Below are 22,207 nucleotides of genomic sequence, written 5' to 3'. Positions count from 1 at the left end.
GCCGGGTTTTTTATGCGATGAGGTTATTCCAGATGGTATTGAGCGGATAACACGACCGCGAGATATTTAAAATGTTAAATACCGCCATGGTTTTTTGTGTAGGAACCTCGTCTGCATCGAGAAAAAAGGGCCGTGGAACATCAGAACCTCACCTTGTTGCACAACATCGGTCGCTTCCTGACCGGTAAAATAATCCTCATGTTTTTTGATCAGGATGTTTGCTTTTTCCAGTAACGCACGGCGTGTAATAGTCTGGGTATTATTCTGCATATGTTCACGCCTTTTTTGACAGCACCTTAATCCTTTCTATATTACTTGCGAGCCCCATTGTTCGACAAAGGAACGCTGGGGCTGAAAAATTGGCGCTAATTTGGACAGAGTGCTATTTAAGTTGCGTAACGGATTTTATCAGGTAGAGTGTGGGCGATTCAGATTTCAGGGAGATCGCACCGGGATGTGTGATTTTGTCAGGCATAAAAAGCGCTTTTTATCATAAAGTTGCACAATGCCAGTCTGTCTGACCTGAGATTGATCCCGCCGCCTTGAAAAGTTAAACAGGCGCAGCAATATTGAACCCGTTGGGTTTTTGGGCATCAAATCTTCTCCCGTTTAGCAGGACGATTTCATTAGGTAAAGGTAAATATGGGTAAAGCACTCGTTATTGTTGAGTCCCCGGCAAAGGCCAAAACAATCAATAAATACCTCGGCAATGACTACGTGGTTAAATCCAGCGTCGGTCATATTCGAGATCTGCCGACCAGTGGTTCAAACACCAAGAAAAGTGCTGACGCCTCGACAGATAAAAAAGTTAAAAAGGTTAAAAAAGACGAGAAGGCCGCCCTGGTCAGTCGCATGGGCGTCGATCCTTATCATGGCTGGGAAGCTGATTATCAAATTCTGCCAGGTAAAGAGAAAGTTGTCGAGGAACTTAAAGCGCTAGCTGCTAATGCTGACCACGTCTATCTCGCAACCGACCTTGACCGCGAAGGGGAAGCCATTGCCTGGCACCTGCGGGAAGTGATCGGCGGAGATGATAAGCGCTTCAGCCGCGTAGTGTTTAACGAAATCACCAGGAATGCGATTCGTCAGGCGTTTGAAAAGCCCGGCGAACTGAATATAGACCGTGTAAATGCTCAGCAGGCGCGTCGTTTTATGGACCGCGTGGTGGGTTATATGGTGTCTCCGCTGCTGTGGAAAAAAGTGGCGCGTGGTTTATCGGCGGGTCGCGTGCAATCCGTTGCCGTACGTCTGGTGGTAGAGCGTGAGCGCGAGATAAAAGCGTTTGTGCCAGAAGAGTACTGGGAATTACGTGCCAGTCTCGCCACGCCGAAAGGGGACGATTTACCGATGGAAGTCACGCATTATGCTGACAAAGCCTTCCGTCCGGTTAATCGTGAACAGACCCACGCCGCCGTGGCGCTGCTGGAAAAAGCGCGTTATGAAATCGTAGACCGTGAAGATAAACCGACCAGTAGCAAACCTGGCGCACCTTATATTACTTCCACGCTACAGCAGGCAGCCAGCACCCGACTGGGTTTTGGCGTGAAGAAGACCATGATGATGGCGCAGCGCTTATATGAAGCGGGTCATATCACCTATATGCGAACTGACTCGACCAACCTGAGCCAGGACGCGGTTACAATGGCGCGTGGCTATATTGAAAGCAACTTTGGCAAAAAATATTTGCCGGAGTCTGCTAATACCTACGCCAGCAAAGAAAATTCTCAGGAAGCGCACGAAGCGATTCGCCCTTCTGATGTGGATGTGGTTGCTGAAAAACTCAAAGATATGGAAGCGGACGCGCAAAAGCTGTATCAGCTGATTTGGCGTCAGTTCGTTGCCTGTCAAATGATGCCAGCGCAATACGATTCCACCACCCTTATAGCCACCGCTGGCGACTATAAATTGAAGGCCAAAGGGCGCACGCTGCGTTTTGATGGCTGGACTAAAGTTATGCCCGCGCTGCGTAAGAACGATGAAGATCGCACCTTACCTGCGGTGAATGTTGGTGATGTGCTTGATCTGCAACAGCTGATGCCAGGCCAGCATTTTACCAAGCCGCCAGCACGTTTCAGTGAAGCCTCTTTGGTGCGTGAGCTTGAAAAGCGCGGAATTGGCCGTCCTTCCACTTATGCTGCAATCATTTCCACTATTCAGGATCGCGGTTACGTGCGCGTTGAAAACCGGCGTTTCTATGCGGAAAAAATGGGTGAAATCGTTACCGATCGTCTGGAAGAGAACTTCCGCGAATTGATGAATTATGATTTCACCGCGCATATGGAAAACAGCCTTGATCAGGTTGCAAATAACCAGGCGCAATGGAAAGCGGTGCTTGATAACTTCTTTAGCGATTTTAGCCAGCAGCTTGACCAGGCAGGAAAAGATCCTGAAGAAGGCGGCATGCAGCCAAATCAGATGGTGCTGACATCCATTGATTGCCCGACCTGTGGACGCCAGATGGGGATTCGTACTGCCAGTACCGGTGTTTTCCTGGGATGTTCAGGCTATGCGCTGCCGCCGAAAGAGCGTTGCAAACAGACCATCAATCTGATTCCAGAAAATGAAGTCCTCAATATTCTGGAAGGTGACGATGCCGAAACCAATGCGCTACGTGCTCGTCGTCGTTGCCAAAAATGTGGTACGGCAATGGACAGTTATCTGATCGATAATCAGCGCAAATTGCATGTCTGCGGTAATAATCCAGAATGTGACGGCTACGAAATCGAGCAGGGCGAATTCCGGATTAAAGGCTATGATGGCCCGATTGTTGAATGCGAAAAATGTGGTTCTGAAATGCACCTGAAAATGGGGCGTTTCGGTAAGTACATGGCCTGCACCAATGATGAATGTAAAAATACCCGTAAGATCCTGCGTAACGGCGATGTTGCTCCGCCAAAAGAAGATCCTGTTCCGTTGCCAGAGCTGCCATGCGAAAAGTCAGACGCTTATTTTGTCTTGCGCGATGGGGCTGCGGGCGTGTTTCTGGCTGCTAATACGTTTCCAAAATCACGCGAAACACGTGCGCCGTTAGTTGAAGAGTTACAGTGTTTTAGCGATCGCCTGCCTGAAAAATTGAAATATCTGGCAGATGCTCCGGCTGCTGACCCGGAGGGAAATAAGACGATGGTGCGCTTTAGCCGCAAAACTAAGCAGCAATATGTCTCTTCTGAAAAAGAGGGCAAAGCGACCGGCTGGTCAGCGTTTTATATTGATGGCAAATGGCAGGAAGCCAAAAAGTAATCTCTCCAGGCCAGCTTTCGCTGGCCTTTTTCTGAGCCTTATATCAATCCGTTCTACATTTGACTGTTAAATGATATAGTGGTTATAGCATTTCCGACCTTTCTGATACCTGGCATTCAGCACTTTATTAAGGCGACATCACGTCAGCCGGGGATGCGGCTCTGTAACTTACCGGGATGGAACAGATATGAAATTACAGCAGTTGCGTTATATCGTCGAAGTGGTTAATCACAATCTTAATGTATCTTCAACGGCAGAGGGTCTCTATACCTCGCAACCCGGCATCAGCAAACAAGTCCGTATGCTAGAAGATGAACTAGGCGTACAAATCTTTGCCCGAAGTGGCAAACATTTAACTCAGGTGACACCGGCTGGCGAAGAGATTATCCGTATTGCCCGCGAAGTTTTGTCGAAGGTTGATGCCATTAAGTCAGTAGCGGGCGAGCATACCTGGCCTGATAAAGGTTCGCTATACGTCGCAACCACTCATACACAAGCTCGCTATGCACTACCTGGCGTAATCAAAGGCTTTATTGAACGTTATCCACGTGTTTCGCTACATATGCATCAGGGTTCACCCACGCAAATTGCAGAAGCCGTGTCGAAAGGGAATGCTGATTTTGCTATTGCTACTGAAGCGCTGCATCTCTATGACGACCTGATTATGTTGCCGTGCTATCACTGGAATCGCGCGATTGTCGTTACGCCAGATCACCCTTTAGCAGGAAAAGCGCAGGTAACGATTGAGGAGCTGGCAGATTATCCGCTGGTAACCTATACGTTTGGCTTTACGGGTCGCTCTGAACTTGATACCGCCTTCAATCTGGCAGGGTTAGTGCCACGTATTGTTTTTACCGCAACCGATGCAGACGTCATCAAAACTTACGTTAGATTAGGATTAGGCGTAGGGGTGATTGCCAGTATGGCCGTTGATCCGGTATCTGATCCTGACCTGGTCAGGATTGAAGCTGTTGAAATTTTCATAAACAGCACCACGAAAATTGGCTTTCGCCGCAGCACCTTTCTGAGAAGTTATATGTATGATTTTATACAACGTTTTGCCCCTCATTTGACCCGTGATGTGGTGGACGCTGCGGTTGCATTACGTTCAAATGAAGATATTGAAGCGATGTTTAAAGACATCAAATTGCCATTTAAATAATTGCGTTATTCATTAATATTACTAAAGGCCGCTTGAAGCGGCCTTTTTTACGGCTAGCAGTTAGCGCCAGCCTAATGTCGAATTTTTTTTATTATTTTTTGTAAATGAAACATCGGTCACATGTTTCCTTACTGCTGTTCCTTAAATGCGAATTAGTACACATTTTTTGTGTTAGCGCTTTGCGGCCTACCAGGAATATTCCCATACTCTAGTTAAAACAGGATGTGAAACCGCGCTTTATCAGGCTCTGAATTTAAAACTATAGTTTTAGATGGCACTAATAACAATTTAAGCCAAATTTACAATGTAATGTTTTAATTAAAATGCTGCGCCGAAGTTAATGATTCCTTAAGTTATTTGGCCATTTTGATAAATAGCGTTAATCGTTGTGTTCAATAAAAATAACTGGATTTTTGGTCTTAACAAGTTTAGGATTCATCCTAATTCTTTATCGGCGTTAACAATCATTTTATTGAGAGTGATTATAAAAAACTATGACTACGAGACTGACTGTACAAACGGGATTCCCGACTAAAAGTACCAAGGTTGAGCGTTCAGGCAATACTCGCCGCAAAGCCTGGTTAACTGTATTTGCTGCTTCTGCACTGTTCTGGGTAGTCGTAGCTTTAATGATCTGGCGTATGTGGGGCTAAGCTATGTGGGCAAACACACTCAACCATAAACGTTCTCTGACAGCGCGCCAGCACAAGCCTTCTGCCTGTAAAGCAAAAGAGCCAGTCGCGAAGCAGGAAGGAACGGCAATCCCGGTTTCCTGGGAGTTGAGTGATACCCAGCGTAACTTCATCGAATCCTTCATGGATCCGAAAAGTAAATAATGCAGTAAGCCGTAAACAATTATTTATTAATCTATTCGTCTCTTCTTTCCGGTTATTCCGGCGGGTACGTTAAAAACCCATCCTCACGCTCAGCATAAAAGATGTCGTCCATAACGGGATAAGCACATAACTTTTTGCGCCGTTTTCGGCGGGAGTGAACCTATGAACATTATCAAACTGTCCTGGCTTAGCGCCTACGCCTTTTCTCTGGCGTTTTGGTCTGCAGCTGTATGGATCGCATTTTAATTTGAATTAAATCACCTCTTTCTGATGCCTCGTAGCTACTACGGGGCATTTTTGTTTACATTAGAAGGTAGCAATCTGTGGTGTAATCAAAACGTTAACGGAATTGTGGTCTATATTTAACATAAACCTTATTATCGCTGAGGTTTAAAGATCATGATTATAAAGGAGGAGCTATGCCGTTAACCCTACGAGAGCAAAGTCAGGAAACATTACAGGCCGACAACCAAACCTATCATTTTTTTAGTCTGCCACGCGCTGCACAACACCTCGGTAATATTGATCGTCTCCCTAAATCCATGAAAGTTTTACTGGAAAATCTTTTGCGCTGGCAAGACGGCGATTCCGTGACGGCAGAAGATATTCGGGCAATTGTTGACTGGCAAAAGACAGCCCACGCCGATCGTGAAATAGCCTATCGTCCGGCGCGCGTATTGATGCAGGATTTTACCGGCGTTCCCGCTGTGGTCGATCAGGCAGCCATGCGTGAAGCGGTTAAACGTCTTGGCGGCGATGTAGCAAAAGTGAACCCGTTATCTCCGGTTGATTTGGTCATTGACCATTCGGTAACCGTTGACCATTTTGGCGATGATGATGCCTTCGAAGAGAACGTTCGGCTGGAGATGGAACGTAACCATGAACGCTATGTCTTTTTACGTTGGGGCCAAAAAGCTTTCGACAAATTCCGCGTTGTGCCGCCGGGCACCGGGATTTGTCACCAGGTTAACCTGGAGTATCTGGGTAAATCCATCTGGCACGAAAATATCGACGGTAAAGAATATGCCTGGCCGGATACCTTAGTTGGCACCGACTCGCATACGACAATGATCAACGCGCTTGGCGTTCTGGGCTGGGGCGTGGGGGGAATTGAGGCTGAAGCCGCAATGCTGGGTCAGCCGGTATCAATGCTGATCCCGGACGTAGTAGGCTTCAAGTTAACCGGCAAGTTGCGGCCCGGTATCACCGCAACAGATTTAGTTCTGACCGTAACGCAAATGCTGCGTAAGCACGGTGTGGTAGGGAAGTTTGTGGAGTTTTATGGCGATGGCCTGGCCGATTTGCCGCTGGCGGATCGCGCAACGATTGCCAACATGGCTCCAGAATACGGCGCAACCTGCGGCTTTTTTCCGATTGACGAAGTTACGCTGAGTTATATGACTTTAACGGGTCGGGAGGCAGAACAGGTGGCGCTGGTTGAAGCCTACGCTAAGCAGCAGGGGATGTGGCGTAATGCGGGCGATGAACCTGTATTTACCAGCACCTTAGCATTAGATATGAATGATGTTGAATCAAGCCTGGCGGGGCCGAAGCGTCCACAAGATCGCGTTTCGCTGGGGGATGTTCCTGCCGCTTTTGATGCCAGCAATGAGCTGGAAGTGAATCAGGCGCAAAAAACCCATAAAACTGTCAATTATACCGATAGTGAAACAGGCTTAAGCCATGCGCTTACTGACGGCGCGGTGGTCATCAGCGCGATAACGTCTTGTACTAACACGTCTAACCCCAGCGTTTTAATGGCGGCCGGTTTGCTGGCGAAGAAAGCGGTCGAGCGGGGCCTTAAGCGTAAGCCGTGGGTCAAAGCGTCGCTGGCTCCCGGATCTAAGGTTGTTTCGGATTACCTTGCTGTGGCGCAGCTAACGCCTTATCTGGATAAACTGGGCTTTAACCTGGTGGGGTATGGCTGTACGACCTGTATCGGTAACTCCGGTCCGCTGCCTGATGAAATTGAATCCTCGATTAAAGAAGGCGATTTAACCGTTGGAGCAGTACTGTCCGGCAATCGTAACTTTGAAGGCCGTATTCATCCCCTGATAAAAACAAACTGGCTGGCTTCGCCGCCGCTGGTGGTGGCGTATGCCCTGGCGGGGAATATGAAGGTTAATCTGCAAACCGATCCCATCGGTAACGATCGTAACGGACAGCCGGTTTATCTTCAGGATATCTGGCCTTCCCCGGAAGAAATCTCAACAGCCGTTCAGCAAGTTACCAGCGACATGTTTCATAAAGAATATGCCGAAGTCTTTGATGGCACGCCGGAATGGCAGCAGATTAAAGTCAGTGAAGCTGCTACCTACGACTGGGATGAAGGCTCAACCTATATCCGTCTTTCTCCCTTCTTTGATGATATGGAAAAACAGCCGAAGCCAGTTCAGGATATTAAGGGCGCGCGCGTACTGGCAATGCTGGGCGATTCCGTTACTACCGACCATATTTCGCCAGCAGGCAGTATTAAAGCGGAAAGTCCAGCCGGGCGTTATTTACTGGCGCATGGTGTTGAGCGCAATGATTTTAACTCCTACGGTTCGCGCCGTGGTAACCATGAAGTTATGATGCGCGGTACGTTTGCCAATATCCGTATCCGTAACGAAATGGTGCCTGGCGTAGAAGGGGGTTATACCAGGCATCATCCTGATGGCGAACAGTTAGCAATCTATGATGCTGCAATGAAATACCAGGATGAGGGGATTCCCCTGGCCGTCATTGCCGGTAAAGAGTACGGTTCAGGCTCAAGTCGTGACTGGGCAGCGAAAGGGCCACGTCTGCAGGGCGTTCGTGTTGTCATTGCCGAATCGTTTGAACGTATTCACCGCTCGAACCTCATTGGTATGGGGATTTTGCCGCTGGAGTTCCCGGTGGGTACGACACGTAAAACGCTGGGATTAACCGGCGAAGAGTTAATCGATGTTGAAAATCTGGAGCAGTTGCAGCCAGGCTGCACGGTTAACGTCACCTTAACGCGGGCTGATGGCAGTAAAGACATGCTTGAAACCCGATGCCGTATAGATACAGGTAATGAACTGACCTATTACCGTAATGATGGCATTTTGCACTATGTGATTCGTAATATGCTCAACGAATAAAAAAGCCGGGGTTCGTTGCAGAACCCCGGCTTTTTTACATCAAGACTTCGGCAGTAAATGTCCCATCTTGGCTGCTTTAGTATCGAGATAGTGCGAATTTTTCGGATTGCGGCCCACAATCAACGGCACACGCTCAACGATATTAATGCCGGCTTCCGATAAGATCTCTACTTTGCGCGGATTATTGGTTAACAACCGGACTTCATTAACCCCAAGCAGTTTAAACATGTCTGCGCAGAGCGTGAAATCGCGTTCGTCAGCGGCGAAACCCAGTTGATGATTGGCTTCAACGGTATCGTAACCTTTATCCTGCAATGCGTAAGCGCGAATTTTATTCAGCAGGCCAATATTGCGACCTTCCTGGCGATGGTAAAGAAGCACACCACGACCTTCTTCAGCAATCGCGTTTAAGGCTGCTTCTAGCTGGAAGCCACAGTCGCAACGCAAACTAAAAAGCGCATCGCCCGTCAGGCACTCCGAATGGACGCGCGCCAAAACCGGATCGTTATCATTAATCTCACCAAAGACCAGCGCGACATGGTCATGGCCGGTTGCCAGTTCTTCAAAACCTACCATCAGGAAATCTCCCCATGGCGTTGGCAGTTTGGCTTCTGCCACCCGTTTAAGCTGCATGTGACTCTCCAGAACCTTCAGCGGATGCACTATCATCATGATAGCGCCGGGCGAGTGTAGCCCGATAAACGTTAATATTGTGCCACAACCCACAGGTAGGCTGGTAATCTGTCAGAGCGATTGTAGTGATAAAGCACAATTATCCAATCTGCAATGGTTATGTTATTCTTTTTTAAGCTAAAGTTATTCGCCTGACGCTAATCTGGCCCTGTAAAAGGAAAATGGATGTATAAGATTTTGCGCCGCACCACGGTAGGGCTGCTGCTGCTTTTGATTATGCCGCTAACCGTGTGGGTTTCTGGCTGGCAATGGCAACCCGGCGAAAGCGGTACGGTATTAAAATTTTTATTTTGGATGACTGAAACCGTCTCCAGCCCGTGGGGGACATTAACCAGTTTGCTTTTAAGCGCGTGGGTAATGTGGTGTCTGCGCTTTCGCTGGAAGCCTGCGATTTTGCTGCTGTTGATTATGAACGTCACTATCCTGACCGGACAGTACACTAAATCTTATATCAAAGATCGGGTTCAGGAACCGCGTCCGTATGTGGTGTGGCTGGAACACAGTCATGATCTGGACGATAAAGCGTTCTATGCGTTAAAGCGCAAACAGCGCAGCCAGAGGGTGGAAACATTGATGGCAGACGATACGCTGTTACCGGCCTGGCTAAAAAGACATTGGGCGCACGAAACCGGCTTTGCATTTCCTTCGGGACATACTATGTTTGCCGCCAGCTGGGCATTACTGATCGCTGGATTACTGTGGCCACGTCGGCATTACAAAACGGTAGCAATAGTGTTCTTGTGGGCCAGCGCCGTAATGGGCAGCCGTCTGTTACTCGGTATGCACTGGCCGCGTGATTTGGTGATGGCGACGGGATTGTCATGGTTGCTGGTGACCATCGCAACCTGGCTGGCGCAGCGTTTCTGCGGGCCGCTTAGCTTGCCTCCTGGTGAGCAAAATGAAGTCGCACAACGCAAGCCTGAATTGTAATTCCACGCGTCGGCTTCATATTTTTGATTGCGCTTGCGTAAAAACGAATCGTCCGGTGCTGCTGGCAGCAGCATTTTTGCAGTAATTTTGGCATAATTATTCCCGATAACCTCACAACAGGATGCACTGTGAAATATTTGCTGATTTTTTTAATGGTTTTGGTCATCTTCATCATTTCCGTCACCTTAGGCGCGCATAACGATCAGGTCATCACCTTTAACTATCTGCTCGCACAGGGCCAATTCCGTATCTCTACCTTACTGGCAGCCTTGTTTGGCGCAGGATTTTTGCTCGGCTGGGCAATTTGCGGTTTGTTCTGGTTACGCGTCCGCGTTTCGTTGGCAAATGCACAGCGCAAAGTAAAACGTATGCAGGCGCAAATTGAACAGGGCAGTACGTCAATGACGACGACATCATCGTCTGCCCGGGAATAATCGTCCATGCTTGAATTGCTGTTTCTGTTGCTTCCAATTGCTGCTGCGTACGGCTGGTATATGGGCCGACGTAGTGCGCAGCAGGGCAAGCAACAGGAAGCGAACCGCTTATCTCGCGAATATGTCACGGGTGTGAACTTCCTGCTGTCCAACCAGCAAGATAAAGCGGTTGATCTGTTTCTGGATATGCTGAAAGAGGACAGCGGCACGGTTGAGGCTCACCTTACGTTAGGTAACTTATTCCGTTCGCGTGGCGAAGTTGATCGTGCCATTCGTATCCATCAGTCATTAATGGAAAGCGCGTCTCTGAGCTACGATCAGCGTTTACTTGCCATTCAGCAGTTAGGGCGCGATTACATGGCTGCCGGTCTTTATGACCGTGCAGAGGACATGTTCAAGCAATTAACTGATGAAACAGATTTTCGTCTCAGCGCATTACAACAGCTATTGCTGATTCACCAGGCTACCAGCGACTGGCAGCAGGCAATAGACGTTGCCGAGCGTTTAGTTAAATTAGGTAAAGATAAACAAAAAGGCGAAATTGCCCATTTTTATTGCGAACTCGCGTTGCAGGCGATGAGCAGCGACGATCTCGATCGCGCCATGAATTTACTGAAAAAGGGCGAAGCCGCCGATCGGCAAAGTGCGCGTATTTCTATCATGATGGGCCGCATCCTGATGGAGAAGGGCGATTATGCCAAAGCCGTTGGACATTTGCAGCGTGTGCTTGATCAGGATAAAGAGTTAGTGAGTGAAACACTCCCTATGCTGGAAACCTGTTTCCAGCGCCTGAACCAGCCGGAAGCCTGGGCTGATTTTCTGCAGCGTTGCGTTGAAGAAAACACCGGGGCTGCGGCCGAGCTTTACATGTCCGAAATACTTGAGCAGCAGCAGGGCCCGGAAGCGGCGCAGCTGTATATCAATCGACAATTACAACGTCATCCCACGATGCGGGTGTTTCATCGCCTGATGGATTTCCACCTGCACGAAGCTGAAGACGGGCGCGCAAAAGAAAGCCTTATGGTATTACGCGATATGGTGGGCGAGCAGATTCGCACCAAACCGCGCTATCGCTGCCAAAAATGTGGCTTCACTGCACATGCGCTTTACTGGCATTGTCCTTCCTGCCGTACCTGGTCCTCTGTAAAACCCATTCGTGGTCTCGACGGACAATAAAGCGGGGGGATTGCAGAGCGAAAGCACGTCGGTATATGTTTTAGTTACAACATACAAATAAAAATACTTATTCCATTGCCAGCATCGAGCAGCTTCTTGTCATACAGGCAAGAACAGCGATTGTGATGATGCAGGGCCGCAGGTAGAATGCTTGCCGTTTGAATCATGCGCCTGCGGGTGCCCACTGCAGAGGAAATGCTATGCCTTCACCCCAAACTGTGACCGCTTCGCCGATTCTGGTGGCGCTCGATTATCACGACCTTAATAGCGCATTACGTTTTGTTGACCAGATCGATCCTCGCAGTTGCCGACTGAAAGTGGGCAAAGAGATGTTCACCTTATTTGGCCCAACGCTGGTAAAAGACCTGCAACAGCGCGGCTTCAATGTATTCCTTGATCTCAAATTTCATGATATTCCAAACACTACCGCGCATGCTGTTGCCGCAGCCGCCGATCTTGGCGTCTGGATGGTGAACGTGCATGCCAGCGGCGGGGCGCGAATGATGAATGCCGCACGTGAAGCGTTAATACCGTTTGGCAAAGATGCCCCGTTGCTTATCGCTGTTACGGTATTAACCAGCATGGATGCCGACGATCTTAAAGGTTTGGGTATTACGCTCACGCCAGCAGAACAGGCGGAGCGGCTGGCAAAATTAACCGCCGAATGTGGACTTAACGGGGTAGTGTGTTCCGCCCATGAAGCCGGACGTTTCAGACAGGCAATAGGACAGGATTTTACGCTAGTCACGCCAGGTATTCGTCCGGCGGGTAGCGATGCCGGCGATCAGCGCCGCATTATGACGCCACAACAGGCGAAACAGGCTGGCGTAGACTATATGGTAATTGGGCGTCCGATCACCCAATCAGCCGATCCGGCCGCTACCCTGCAATCCATTCTGCACAGCCTGGGAGAAGCTTAATGAGTCGCGATAATCCTCTGGTGTATTCGACCGGTGTGGGGCGCATAGAACAGCCGCAGCCTAAAGCCGAACGGCCTAAAGGTGATGGCATCGTTCGCATACAGCGACAGACCAGTGGCCGTAAAGGTAAAGGCGTCTGCCTGATTACTGGTATCGATTTGGATGATGCGGCATTAACCCAGCTTACCGCTGAGCTGAAGAAAAAATGCGGCTGCGGTGGTTCATTAAAAGATGGCGTTATCGAAATCCAGGGTGATAAACGTGATCTGCTCAAAAATCTGCTGGAAGCGAAGGGGATGAAGGTCAAGCTGGCGGGCGGTTAAGGCAATGAATCGGGCTAGTTAGTTAGCCCGATGTACAGGTAGCCGCGTTTAATTAGGCTATTAATGGACCTGATGACCGATAATACCGCCTACCGCTGCACCGCCCACGGTGCCAAGCCCGCTGCCATTAGTCAGAACAGAACCACCAATGGCGCCAGCACCGGCCCCAATAGCCGTATTGCGATCGCGCTTCGACCAGTTTGAACAACCGCTTAACGCGACAATCAACGTGGTAGCAAGAACGGCCGCACTAATTCGTTTCATTGTAATTGTCATAAACTTCTCCTTTAGTGTGCTCACAGAGGCAACACGTTAAGTATAGCGCCGAAATAAATTTCACCCGCTACCGTCATTCTGTTACCCCTCCCTTAAGAGCATTAAACCCAGGCAAACAGGGCCGCTCTATATTTGAAAATATTTTAAACATTCTGTGAAATTTCCGAAGGCAGACAATTCTCAATTCACACCACAATTTTGCTTTCATAGCCAATTCATTCTGCGTTTATAGCTATTTGCTCCATAACCTTTTACCCGCTTGCTCCGCAAACTTTAAGCACGATTGTCAGCCGGAGAAAAGGAATGCTGGAACAGCTTAAACAACAGGTTTTAGAAGCCAACCTGGATTTGCCCAAATATAATTTAGTGACGTTTACCTGGGGAAATGTCAGCGCTATCGATCGCGAGCAAAACCTGCTGGTAATCAAACCGTCGGGTGTGCGTTACGACGTAATGAAGCGGGATGATATGGTAGTGGTTGATCTTGCTACCGGTGAAGTCGTTGAAGGGGACAAACGTCCTTCTTCTGACACGGCAACCCATCGCGCGCTTTACCTTGCCTGGCCAGAAGTTGGCGGTATTGTGCATACACATTCGCGCCACGCCACGATCTGGGCGCAGGCGGGACGCGCAATACCTGCATGGGGAACTACCCATGCGGATGATTTTTATGGCGAAATCCCCTGTACGCGTGCAATGCGCGATCAGGAAATTAAAAGCGAATATGAATGGAATACCGGCGAAGTGATTATTGAGACCTTTGCTCAACGCGAACTCTCTCCCAGTGCTATTCCCGCTGTGCTGGTTAATTCGCACGGACCTTTCGCATGGGGAAAAGACGCACATGCTGCTGTTCACAGCGCTGTAATATTAGAAGAAGTGGCTTATAAGGGTTTATTCAGCCAGCAATTAACCGCCAGCTTGCCGCCGATTCAGCAAACCTTGCTTGATCTCCATTATCTGCGCAAACACGGTGAAAATGCCTGGTATGGACAAAAGTAAATAACCTAAAGGGGTTTTGCGCTGGGTAATCCCGACCCGGAACGACGTGAATTTTTTGGCAAAGCGGTACATACGCTGATCCCGTTCTTCGCTTTTGCCTTAGGCAATACGATTAACCTAGCGGTGGTTGCCGAAACCGGCTTGCTGGGCATTATGCCTGGTGTTGCGGTGAATTATAATTACCGGCATTCCGTTAATCATCACCGATCGCCTTATTGGTGGTGGTGATGGAACCGCAGGTATCGCCGCGTCCAGTACCGCAGGTACTGCCGTCGCCACGCCGGTATTAATTGCTGAAATGCTGCCCCAGTTTAAACCGGTTACACCTGCCGCAACTGCACTTGTTGCGACTTCAGTTATTGTCACTTCCGTCCTGGTACCGATTATCACCGCTGTTTATTCAAAACGCGTTAAGCGTTCGCAGATTGCGATAAGTCAACGCGCGGCCATTAAGTAACCCTCCTAATCAATCCCTGATAGACGTGTCGGGGATACCTCTGGATTTCGTGTTATAAATCAATCTCTCATTTGGTCTGGCCTCGCTCTGCATTACGCTGATGTAGCGTAAAAAACGCATCTAATAAACAGAGGATGAGACTATGACAGTAATTAACCAAGCAACTTGCAGATTGTTTACCGAAGTCGGACATACCACACAGTTGGTGGCTTATTACGAGGAAGGACGCCGCACCATGTGGATGATGTTGCGGGCGCAACCGCGTCCCAGCTTCAATCATGAATTGATCGAGGAAATCATGAACCTGAGTTACGCCGCTCAGCGTTCGGGCTTGCCGATTGATTTCTGGGTAACTGGCTCGCTGGTGCCGCAGATGTTTAATGCGGGCGGTGATTTACGCTTTTTTGTCGAGTGCATTCGCAATAATCGTCGCGAGGCTTTACGTGCTTATGCCCGCGCCTGTGTGGATTGCATTCACTCAGCAGCGCGTGGGTTCGATACCGGTGCGGTAACGTTAGCAATGATTGAAGGCAGTGCATTAGGCGGTGGATTTGAAGCCGCACTGGCACACCATTTTATCCTGGCGCAAAACAATGCACGCATGGGCTTCCCTGAAATCGCCTTTAACCTGTTTCCGGGCATGGGCGGATATTCGTTGGTGGCTCGTCGTGCAGGTATGAAACTGGCGGAAGAGCTAATCTGTGAAGGGGAATCACACAGCGCCGAATGGTTCGAAACGCGCGGCCTGGTCGACAAAGTGTTCCAGCCGGGCGAGAGTTATCGCGCCACGCGTACGTTCATTGACACCCTCCGCCCTAAACTGAATGGCGTGCGGGCAATGCTCAAAGCGCGTCAGCGCGTACTGCAACTGTCGCGCGCTGAGCTAATGGACATCACTGAAGATTGGGTTGATTTTGCTTTCACCATTGAACCAAAAGATATTGCTTATATGGAACGTCTGGTGCAATTACAAAACCGCCATAGCGCTTCGTTGCGTAAAGCGGGATAGTAATATAAGCCAGCGTTAAACGCGGGCAGGATGCTTAGCCAGCCAATGCCCAAACTGCTCTGCGGGCATTGGTTTTGCATAGTAGTAACCCTGGCGTCCATCAACTCCGCTATTGAGAACAAATTTTTCTTCAGCTTCAGTTTCAATGCCTTCAGCAATCACCTGCAAATCAAGTGCCTTGGCTACGGCAAAAATCGCACGAACCAGCGACTGTGAAACCGGTTGTTGATTAATATTACGAATAAAGCTCTGATCGAGCTTAATAGCGTTGATTGGCATACGGGCTAACTGTGACAGCGACGAATAACCCGTACCAAAATCGTCAAGATGAACCTGAGCACCCAGCGCCTGAAACTGTTTCATTAGCGTCAGGGCTTCGGCTTCATTCTCAATCAGGCAGCTTTCGGTCAGCTCAATATCGATTGGGCAATCGCTCAGTCCGGCGTCGGTTAAGGCTTGTTTCAGATCACAATAAATACTTTTATCGAGCAGCTGACGCGCCGAAACATTTACCGCCACGCGCAGGTCAATATCCTGCTGACGCCAGGTAAGCACCTGTTGCAGGACGTTGAGCATAACCCAGCGCCCCAGCGGGACGATCAATCCGGACTCTTCCGCGTATGGAATAAATTCTGCGGGAGACACCATGCCACGCTCCGGCGAGTTCCAGCGCACTAACGCTTCTGCGCTGCGCACTTCGCCATCGCTGTCGATTTTTGGCTGGTAAAATACGATTAAATGATCAAGCACAAGCGCTTTGCGTAAGTTGGTGTCCAGCCATAAATATTCAAACACGCGCTGATTCATCTCAGCGGTGAACACACAAAATTTACCGCGACCGTTCTCTTTGGCGTGGTACATCGCCGTATCGGCATTACGGATCAGGCTTTCGCGATCTTCACCGTGCAGCGGGGCGAGGGCAATACCAATGGAACAGCCGCTATACACTTCGATCAGCCCAATGCGGAATGGCTGGTGCAGGCGATCCAGAATGCGGGATGACATCGCTTCCAGAGAAGCCTGGCTGGTATGTTCTGCCAGCACCACAAACTCATCTCCACCCAGCCGTCCTAGCGTTTGATCTTTATCCAGGCAGCTTAAAATCGCCAGCGACACGGCTTGTAACAGCTGATCGCCAAACATGTGCCCATAGGCGTCGTTAACTTTCTTAAAGTTATCCAGATCGAGGTACACGACACCCGTTTCATCGTCACCTGCCTGTTCCAGTGCCTGGCTCATCCGTTGCTGAATAGCATTGCGATTAGGTAGGCCCGTTACCGTATCGGTGTTTGCCAGCACCCGCAGGCGTTCCTGAGCGCGCCTTTCCTCTGTTATGTCCATTCCTGAACAGATGAGAAAAATTTCATTTTTCCCGCTACCGCTGTGCACGAACTTATTACGAAACAGAAACAATCGCTGGCCCTTTTTGGTTTTAATCCAGCGTTCTACTTCATAAGAGTTGCCATCACGAAAGAAACCGGCAATGTTGCGACGCGAAGCCGCAGCTTCCTGTTTACTCATAAAAAGCTGAAAAACGTTGCGCCCGATGACTTCATGCTCATGCAGGCCGGTATATTCTTCACTCAGGCGGTTAAATCGTTGAATATTGCCGCGTTGATCGAGAATAACGATGACCGAATTGGCTTCTGAAACCACCTGCTCAGCAAAAGAGAGACCCTGCGTTAAATCACGCGCCACGGCAGTAGTATCGCCCCAGGCCGACGCTGTACCGCCCCAGCTTGATTGGTTCACCTTACGACCAACGAAATGCATTGGCACGGGTACGCCATGCAGCGGTAGCGTCAGGTTAATACTGGAGGTGATAACCGGCATGCTGCGCAATAAACTGGCCTGACCCGGCGTTAACGGCAGGGCAATATGGGTAGTTGATGATTCATCTTCAGCAAAATGCAACGCATCACTGTCCGTGGTGAGACGCCAATGAGGGCTGGTTGTACCAAATAAGGTATACAACAAGGTTTGCCCTTGTTCATCGGTCATGAAACTTCCTCCCGGGGAGTGCTTAGTCAGTGTTATCTCATTATTTTAGCAACAGTATTCATCATCAGATGTCAGTACAAGATACAAATCTAATATATTTTTTTGTCCAGCTATAAATGGCACAAAAAAGCCCCGTCAGCGCGGGGCGATAAGAAGTATTTAACAGGGGCATTTTCCCAGTTTGCCAGCCTGGCTGGGAAAACGCGCGTCCAGACAATATCGATGAAATTCGCGTTCCGTCATCGGTGTCTGGTTCGCATGATGACAGCGCATATGCTGTAAATATTTTTGATAATCCTGTTCGCCGACCATTAAGCGAAAGCTTTGCTGTAAGCCTCGCCACAACCTACGCCAGCTAAAACACGTTGCCGCCGGTGCTGACAACATCAGGCAGCGTTCGATACGCCAGACGCCTTGCGGGCGTAACGCGCGATGAATAGCATCAGACATGACGCACCTCCTTACGAAGCGACGGTTCGGATTCATGTGTTGTTGGAACGTTGCTGTGCAACGCACGACGGATAACAAATATCGCTGCAATCAACATGGTGACAGCAACCAGCATAAAGAAGCCGCACAGCGCCGCGTTGATTTGATTGCTGAACACAATGGTTTGCATATCTGCAATGCTTTTCGCTGGGGCAATAATTACCCCTTCATCCAGCCCTTTGCGGAACTTGTTGACCTGTGCAAGGAAACCAATGGCGGGATTCTCGTGGAAGATTTTCTGCCAGCCAGCGGCCATTGAGGTAATAAACAGCCAAATCGTGGGCAGAATCGTTACCCAGGCGTAACGCTGTTTTTTCATCTTGAACAACACAACTGTACCCAGTATCAATGCCATTGAAGCCAGCATCTGATTGCCGATACCGAACAGCGGCCATAAAGTGTTAATGCCGCCAAGCGGATCAACGACGCCCTGATAGACGAAGAAACCCCAGCCAGCAACCGCCACAGTCGTACCGGCCATACTGCCCAGCCATGATCGGTTATTCGCCATGGATGGTACCACAGTGCCTACAAGATCCTGCACCATAAAACGGCAGGCACGCGTGCCCGCGTCAACCGCAGTCAGAATAAACAACGCCTCGAACAGAATGGCGAAGTGATACCAGAACGCCATCATCACGCGGCTGTTGAATATGTCGGTGATGATGTGCGCCATGCCGACGGCGAAGGTCGGCGCGCCACCAGCACGGGAAAGAATTGAATTTTCGCCAACGTCGCGGGCGATGCCACTGAGCACTTCCGGCGTGACGACAAAGCCCCAGCCGTTAATAATCTGCGAGGCGCTCTCCACCGTAGTGCCAATCAACGCCGCCGGGGAGTTCATGGCAAAATACACGCCAGGGTCCAGTACCGAGGCGCAGATTAACGCCATAATCGCCACAAACGACTCCATCAGCATGGCACCGTAGCCGATAAAACGCATATGGCTTTCGCGTTCGACCAGCTTCGGCGTAGTGCCGCTGGACACCAGCGCATGAAACCCGGAAATGGCACCACAGGCAATAGTAATAAACAGGAACGGGAACAGTGAGCCAGAGAAGACCGGGCCGGTACCATCAATAAACCGCGTCACCGCAGGCATTTTCATTTCAGGCATGGCGAAAATAATACCCACCGCCAGCCCAGCGATCACGCCGATTTTCAGGAAGGTTGAAAGATAGTCGCGCGGCGCCAGCAACAGCCAAACCGGCAGTACTGAAGCAATAAAGCCGTAAATCACCAGCACCCAGGTCAGCGATGTGCCTTTCAGGGTAAAGAACGGTCCCCAGAAAGGATGTTGCGCCACGTCGCCACCATAAATGATGGCGGCCATCATCAGCACGAAGCCAATTAATGACACTTCAGCAATTTTTCCCGGACGGATGAAGCGCATATAAACGCCCATCAGCAGGGCGATCGGGATAGTCGCAGCAATGGTGAACAGGCCCCAGGGACTGTTTGCCAGTGCTTTGACCACAACCAGAGCCAGTGCAGAGAGAATGATGATCATCACGCCAAGCGCACCCAGCATAGTAATCACGCCAGCAAAGGCCCCCAGTTCCTGACGCGCCATTTCACCCAGCGAACGTCCGTCGCGGCGGGTGGAAATGAACAGAATCAGAAAATCCTGCACCGCTCCGGCCATCATTACGCCAACCAGAATCCAGATAGTGCCAGGCAGAAAGCCCATTTGTGCCGCCAGAATCGGCCCAACCAGCGGGCCTGCGCCCGCAATAGCCGCAAAGTGGTGGCCAAACAGCACCCATTTATTGGTGGGAACATAATCCAGACCGTCATTAAGACGCTCAGCTGGCGTGCGACGGCGATCGTCCAGCTCAAAAATATTACGGGCAATAAACAGACTGTAGAAGCGATAGGCGATGCTGTAACAGGCAACAGAGGCGATAACCAGCCATACCGCGTTAACGTGTTCACCACGGCTTAATGCAAGCATGGCGAAAGCGCCCGCACCTATTAACGCCACCGCTAACCAGACGATGCTGGTTTTGACGTTTTTCATAACTGACTCCTTGTAGAGATCGAGAGAGAAGCGATCGAAAGCAACGAGTCAAAGGTAATGTAATGGAATGTAAGTGGAAGTTAATCGATGGGGAAGTGTGAGGCGAAGAACAAATTTAACATTTATGCTAACTTTTTCGCAGCCAGGAGAAGAGCGGGACAACCTGAGTTGCCCCGCAGACTTGCCTGCTTATACGGCTGGACGCGCGACGACGCTGCGCGTTTCCATACGCACTTCGGCGATGGTCACATCAATAACATCGGTTACGCGGAAGGCCACTTCGCCTTTGATCTGCACGGTGCCGTTTTCCTGGCTGCACACCAGTTCGTCACGCACCGCGTGAATGAACGGGGCAGGGATAAATGCAACCGCGCCAAATTCAAGCAAACGAACGCGCATACCGCCACGCGACACGTCGATAATCTCAGCGCTGAATTTACGATCGCTACCGGCAAAAGGCGCCAGATAGCGTGCATACAGCCAGTCACCTACATCGCGCTCGGCCATACGATTCAGACGGCGACGCTCGCTCATGGTGACGGTCAGCGCATCATCAGGACGGGCAATCTCATCACCACGAATAATTGCTTTCAGCAGGCGATGGTTGATCATATCGCCAAATTTACGAATCGGCGAAGTCCAGGTAGCGTACGCCTCGAGTCCCAAACCAAAGTGCGGACCTGGCTCGGTACTGATTTCGGCAAAAGTCTGGAAGCGACGAATACGGCTGTCGAGGAACTGGGTTGGCTGAGCGTCAAGCTCACGACGCAGCACGCGGAACCCTTCCAGCGTGGTGATCGCTTCTGCGTCCACGGTAATACCGTGGGTTGCCAGCACGGCAGCAGCCTGCTCGGCATTGGTAGTGTCAAAGCCAAGGTGGACGTTGTAAATACCAAAGCCAAGCCGTTCGCGCAGCACACTGGCAGCACAGACGTTAGCCAGGATCATCGCTTCTTCAACAATGCGGTTAGCAATGCGGCGTGGCTCAGCGATAATTTCTAATACTTCGCCTTTTTCACCCAGCAGGAAGCGGTAATCCGGGCGATCTTTGAACACTAATGCATGAGTCTGTCGCCATTCACTCCGTGCCAGACAGAGGCGATGCAGCCTGCGAATTTGGTCAGCAATCGCGTCGCTTTCCGGTTTCCATTCGCCGCTGTTTTCCAGCCAGTCAGAAACCTCGTCGTAGACCAGCCTGGCTTTTGACTCAATCCAGGCGGCGAAAAATGCCAGATCATCACCCAGGCTGCCATCTTTTGCCACGGTTACGCGACACGCCAGCGCTGGACGACGCACATGCGGACGCAGCGAACAAACGTCATCAGACAATTCGCGTGGCAGCATGGGAATATTAAAGCCCGGCAGATAGTTAGTGAATGCACGTTGCGCCGCCAGTTTATCCAGCTCGCTGCCTTCCGGCACGTAGGCGGTAGGATCGGCGATCGCAATGGTCAGGCGTAATGCGCCATCGGCCATTTCTTCGACATACAGCGCATCATCCATATCTTCGGTGCTGGCGCTGTCGATGGTGACGAAATCCAGCGCGGTCAGATCTTCACGCGATAGATTCTCCTCCAGCATGTCGCCAAAACTGACGTCAGGCGCTTCACGTTCAAGATTATGACGCGACAGCGTTACCCACCAGGGCGCAAGATGATCGTCAGCGGTAACAATGAATTCCGTCAGTTCAGCATAGAAGCTGCGATCGCCTTTCAGCGGATGGCGGCGCATCTCAGCCACGGCCCAGTCGCCAGCCTGAAAGTCATGCGTCACGCCGCGCGCTGGACGGCATTGGATAGCCTCTTTCAACAGCGGATGATCCGGGACAATAGAAAGGCGATCGTCTTTCTTCTGCACGCGACCAACAAAGCGGCTCAGAAACGGCTCAACCAGCGTTTCTGGCTCTGCGCTTTCCCGGTCTTTGTCGCTGTGGATAATGGCGACAATACGGTCACCGTGCATCACTTTCTTCATCTGCGGAGGCGGAATGAAGTAGCTTTTCTGCGCATCAACTTCGAGGAAGCCGAAGCCTTTTTCGGTGCCTTTTACCACACCTTCGGCGCGAGGCGTTTGCGAGTGGAGCTTCTCTTTGAGCTGCGCGAGCAGCGGGTTATCCTGGAACATAATTTTTTTAG

General features: G+C 50.2%; 18 protein-coding genes and 2 pseudogenes. 13 read left to right on the top strand and 7 right to left on the bottom strand.

Annotated features, from left to right (window positions below; all coding sequences use genetic code 11):
- Positions 1-23: 23 nt before the first annotated feature.
- Positions 24-270 (bottom strand): annotated as a pseudogene (locus H2P46_RS06355) (DUF2498 family protein).
- A gap of 372 nt (positions 271-642) precedes the next feature.
- Between H2P46_RS06355 and topA the strand changes: the two are divergent.
- The 5 genes from topA to acnA all read left to right on the top strand — a co-directional run bounded on the left by topA (position 643) and on the right by acnA (position 8,342).
- Positions 643-3,240: a type I DNA topoisomerase gene (gene topA / locus H2P46_RS06350; RefSeq protein WP_193404322.1), complete on the top strand. Its 2,598-nt coding sequence runs from the start codon at positions 643-645 to the stop codon at positions 3,238-3,240.
- Positions 3,241-3,427: 187 nt separating this feature from the next.
- Positions 3,428-4,402 (top strand): HTH-type transcriptional regulator CysB, encoded by a 975-nt coding sequence (gene cysB / locus H2P46_RS06345; RefSeq protein ID WP_193404321.1) that lies wholly within the window; start codon positions 3,428-3,430, stop codon positions 4,400-4,402.
- 494 nt (positions 4,403-4,896) lie between these two features.
- Entirely contained in the window at positions 4,897-5,055 is a 159-nt protein-coding gene (locus H2P46_RS06340; RefSeq protein ID WP_193404320.1) for a YmiA family putative membrane protein, read from the top strand.
- 3 nt (positions 5,056-5,058) lie between these two features.
- Positions 5,059-5,238, top strand: a complete 180-nt coding sequence (locus H2P46_RS06335) for a hypothetical protein (protein ID WP_193404319.1) — start codon at positions 5,059-5,061, stop codon at positions 5,236-5,238.
- A 419-nt stretch (positions 5,239-5,657) separates the two neighbouring features.
- A complete protein-coding gene (gene acnA, locus H2P46_RS06330; RefSeq protein WP_193404318.1) occupies positions 5,658-8,342 on the top strand; it encodes an aconitate hydratase AcnA in 2,685 nt (894 codons plus the stop codon).
- A gap of 39 nt (positions 8,343-8,381) precedes the next feature.
- Here the strand turns inward: acnA and ribA are convergent, their stop codons facing one another.
- Entirely contained in the window at positions 8,382-8,975 is a 594-nt protein-coding gene (gene ribA, locus H2P46_RS06325; RefSeq protein WP_193404373.1) for a GTP cyclohydrolase II, read from the bottom strand.
- Positions 8,976-9,200: 225 nt separating this feature from the next.
- On the opposite strand from ribA, the gene pgpB reads away from it, so the two are divergent.
- The 5 genes from pgpB to yciH all read left to right on the top strand — a co-directional run bounded on the left by pgpB (position 9,201) and on the right by yciH (position 12,818).
- Complete coding sequence (pgpB, locus tag H2P46_RS06320; RefSeq protein WP_193404317.1) at positions 9,201-9,965, top strand: phosphatidylglycerophosphatase B; 765 nt, start codon at positions 9,201-9,203, stop codon at positions 9,963-9,965.
- 128 nt (positions 9,966-10,093) lie between these two features.
- Positions 10,094-10,399: a lipopolysaccharide assembly protein LapA domain-containing protein gene (locus tag H2P46_RS06315; RefSeq protein ID WP_193404316.1), complete on the top strand. Its 306-nt coding sequence runs from the start codon at positions 10,094-10,096 to the stop codon at positions 10,397-10,399.
- 6 nt (positions 10,400-10,405) lie between these two features.
- The gene (gene lapB, locus H2P46_RS06310) at positions 10,406-11,575 is read left to right on the top strand and encodes a lipopolysaccharide assembly protein LapB (RefSeq protein ID WP_193404315.1); all 1,170 of its coding nucleotides are present in this window, start codon (positions 10,406-10,408) and stop codon (positions 11,573-11,575) included.
- A 200-nt stretch (positions 11,576-11,775) separates the two neighbouring features.
- Positions 11,776-12,495, top strand: a complete 720-nt coding sequence (gene pyrF / locus H2P46_RS06305; protein ID WP_193404314.1) for an orotidine-5'-phosphate decarboxylase — start codon at positions 11,776-11,778, stop codon at positions 12,493-12,495.
- On the top strand, positions 12,495-12,818 hold the full coding sequence (yciH, locus tag H2P46_RS06300; RefSeq protein ID WP_193404313.1) for a stress response translation initiation inhibitor YciH: 324 nt from the start codon (positions 12,495-12,497) through the stop codon (positions 12,816-12,818). The genes pyrF and yciH overlap by 1 nt, the downstream gene beginning before the upstream one ends.
- 60 nt (positions 12,819-12,878) lie before the next feature.
- Here yciH and osmB read toward each other — a convergent pair whose 3' ends face one another.
- On the bottom strand, positions 12,879-13,094 hold the full coding sequence (gene osmB / locus H2P46_RS06295; protein ID WP_193404312.1) for an osmotically-inducible lipoprotein OsmB: 216 nt from the start codon (positions 13,092-13,094) through the stop codon (positions 12,879-12,881).
- Positions 13,095-13,397: 303 nt separating this feature from the next.
- Here osmB and araD point away from each other — a divergent pair, with 303 nt between their 5' ends.
- The 3 genes and pseudogenes from araD (at position 13,398) to H2P46_RS06280 (ending at position 15,562) form a co-directional block, all read left to right on the top strand.
- Positions 13,398-14,096, top strand: a complete 699-nt coding sequence (araD, locus tag H2P46_RS06290) for an L-ribulose-5-phosphate 4-epimerase (RefSeq protein WP_193404311.1) — start codon at positions 13,398-13,400, stop codon at positions 14,094-14,096.
- A gap of 12 nt (positions 14,097-14,108) precedes the next feature.
- Positions 14,109-14,553: pseudogene (locus H2P46_RS06285) on the top strand (2-keto-3-deoxygluconate permease); the annotation flags it as partial.
- A 142-nt stretch (positions 14,554-14,695) separates the two neighbouring features.
- On the top strand, positions 14,696-15,562 hold the full coding sequence (locus H2P46_RS06280; protein WP_193404310.1) for a crotonase/enoyl-CoA hydratase family protein: 867 nt from the start codon (positions 14,696-14,698) through the stop codon (positions 15,560-15,562).
- 15 nt (positions 15,563-15,577) lie between these two features.
- Here H2P46_RS06280 and pdeR read toward each other — a convergent pair whose 3' ends face one another.
- The 4 genes from pdeR to H2P46_RS06260 form a co-directional block, all read right to left on the bottom strand.
- Complete coding sequence (pdeR, locus tag H2P46_RS06275; protein ID WP_193404309.1) at positions 15,578-17,563, bottom strand: cyclic di-GMP phosphodiesterase; 1,986 nt, start codon at positions 17,561-17,563, stop codon at positions 15,578-15,580.
- A 159-nt stretch (positions 17,564-17,722) separates the two neighbouring features.
- Entirely contained in the window at positions 17,723-18,013 is a 291-nt protein-coding gene (locus H2P46_RS06270; protein WP_193404308.1) for a YbdD/YjiX family protein, read from the bottom strand.
- A complete protein-coding gene (locus H2P46_RS06265) occupies positions 18,006-20,072 on the bottom strand; it encodes a carbon starvation CstA family protein (RefSeq protein ID WP_193404307.1) in 2,067 nt (688 codons plus the stop codon). The genes H2P46_RS06270 and H2P46_RS06265 overlap by 8 nt, the downstream gene beginning before the upstream one ends.
- A 189-nt stretch (positions 20,073-20,261) precedes the next feature.
- Positions 20,262-22,196 (bottom strand): exoribonuclease II, encoded by a 1,935-nt coding sequence (locus tag H2P46_RS06260; RefSeq protein ID WP_193404306.1) that lies wholly within the window; start codon positions 22,194-22,196, stop codon positions 20,262-20,264.
- Positions 22,197-22,207 lie beyond the last annotated feature (11 nt).

It is taken from the genome of Mixta mediterraneensis (genome assembly GCF_014946725.1).
Lineage (GTDB): Bacteria > Pseudomonadota > Gammaproteobacteria > Enterobacterales > Enterobacteriaceae > Pantoea > Pantoea mediterraneensis.
Note: the sequence above shows the minus strand (reverse complement) of the source record. Positions and strands in the feature narration are given on the sequence as shown.

Bases quoted from the DNA above. Each gene is read 5' to 3' on its own strand.
- topA (WP_193404322.1), top strand. From the start codon at position 643: ATGGGTAAAGCACTCGTTATTGTTGAGTCCCCGGCAAAGGCCAAAACA.
- cysB (WP_193404321.1), top strand. From the start codon at position 3,428: ATGAAATTACAGCAGTTGCGTTATATCGTCGAAGTGGTTAATCACAAT.
- H2P46_RS06340 (WP_193404320.1), top strand. From the start codon at position 4,897: ATGACTACGAGACTGACTGTACAAACGGGATTCCCGACTAAAAGTACC.
- H2P46_RS06335 (WP_193404319.1), top strand. From the start codon at position 5,059: ATGTGGGCAAACACACTCAACCATAAACGTTCTCTGACAGCGCGCCAG.
- acnA (WP_193404318.1), top strand. From the start codon at position 5,658: ATGCCGTTAACCCTACGAGAGCAAAGTCAGGAAACATTACAGGCCGAC.
- ribA (WP_193404373.1), bottom strand. From the start codon at position 8,975: ATGCAGCTTAAACGGGTGGCAGAAGCCAAACTGCCAACGCCATGGGGA.
- pgpB (WP_193404317.1), top strand. From the start codon at position 9,201: ATGTATAAGATTTTGCGCCGCACCACGGTAGGGCTGCTGCTGCTTTTG.
- lapB (WP_193404315.1), top strand. From the start codon at position 10,406: ATGCTTGAATTGCTGTTTCTGTTGCTTCCAATTGCTGCTGCGTACGGC.
- pyrF (WP_193404314.1), top strand. From the start codon at position 11,776: ATGCCTTCACCCCAAACTGTGACCGCTTCGCCGATTCTGGTGGCGCTC.
- yciH (WP_193404313.1), top strand. From the start codon at position 12,495: ATGAGTCGCGATAATCCTCTGGTGTATTCGACCGGTGTGGGGCGCATA.
- osmB (WP_193404312.1), bottom strand. From the start codon at position 13,094: ATGACAATTACAATGAAACGAATTAGTGCGGCCGTTCTTGCTACCACG.
- araD (WP_193404311.1), top strand. From the start codon at position 13,398: ATGCTGGAACAGCTTAAACAACAGGTTTTAGAAGCCAACCTGGATTTG.
- H2P46_RS06280 (WP_193404310.1), top strand. From the start codon at position 14,696: ATGACAGTAATTAACCAAGCAACTTGCAGATTGTTTACCGAAGTCGGA.
- pdeR (WP_193404309.1), bottom strand. From the start codon at position 17,563: ATGACCGATGAACAAGGGCAAACCTTGTTGTATACCTTATTTGGTACA.
- H2P46_RS06270 (WP_193404308.1), bottom strand. From the start codon at position 18,013: ATGTCTGATGCTATTCATCGCGCGTTACGCCCGCAAGGCGTCTGGCGT.
- H2P46_RS06265 (WP_193404307.1), bottom strand. From the start codon at position 20,072: ATGAAAAACGTCAAAACCAGCATCGTCTGGTTAGCGGTGGCGTTAATA.
- H2P46_RS06260 (WP_193404306.1), bottom strand. From the start codon at position 22,196: ATGTTCCAGGATAACCCGCTGCTCGCGCAGCTCAAAGAGAAGCTCCAC.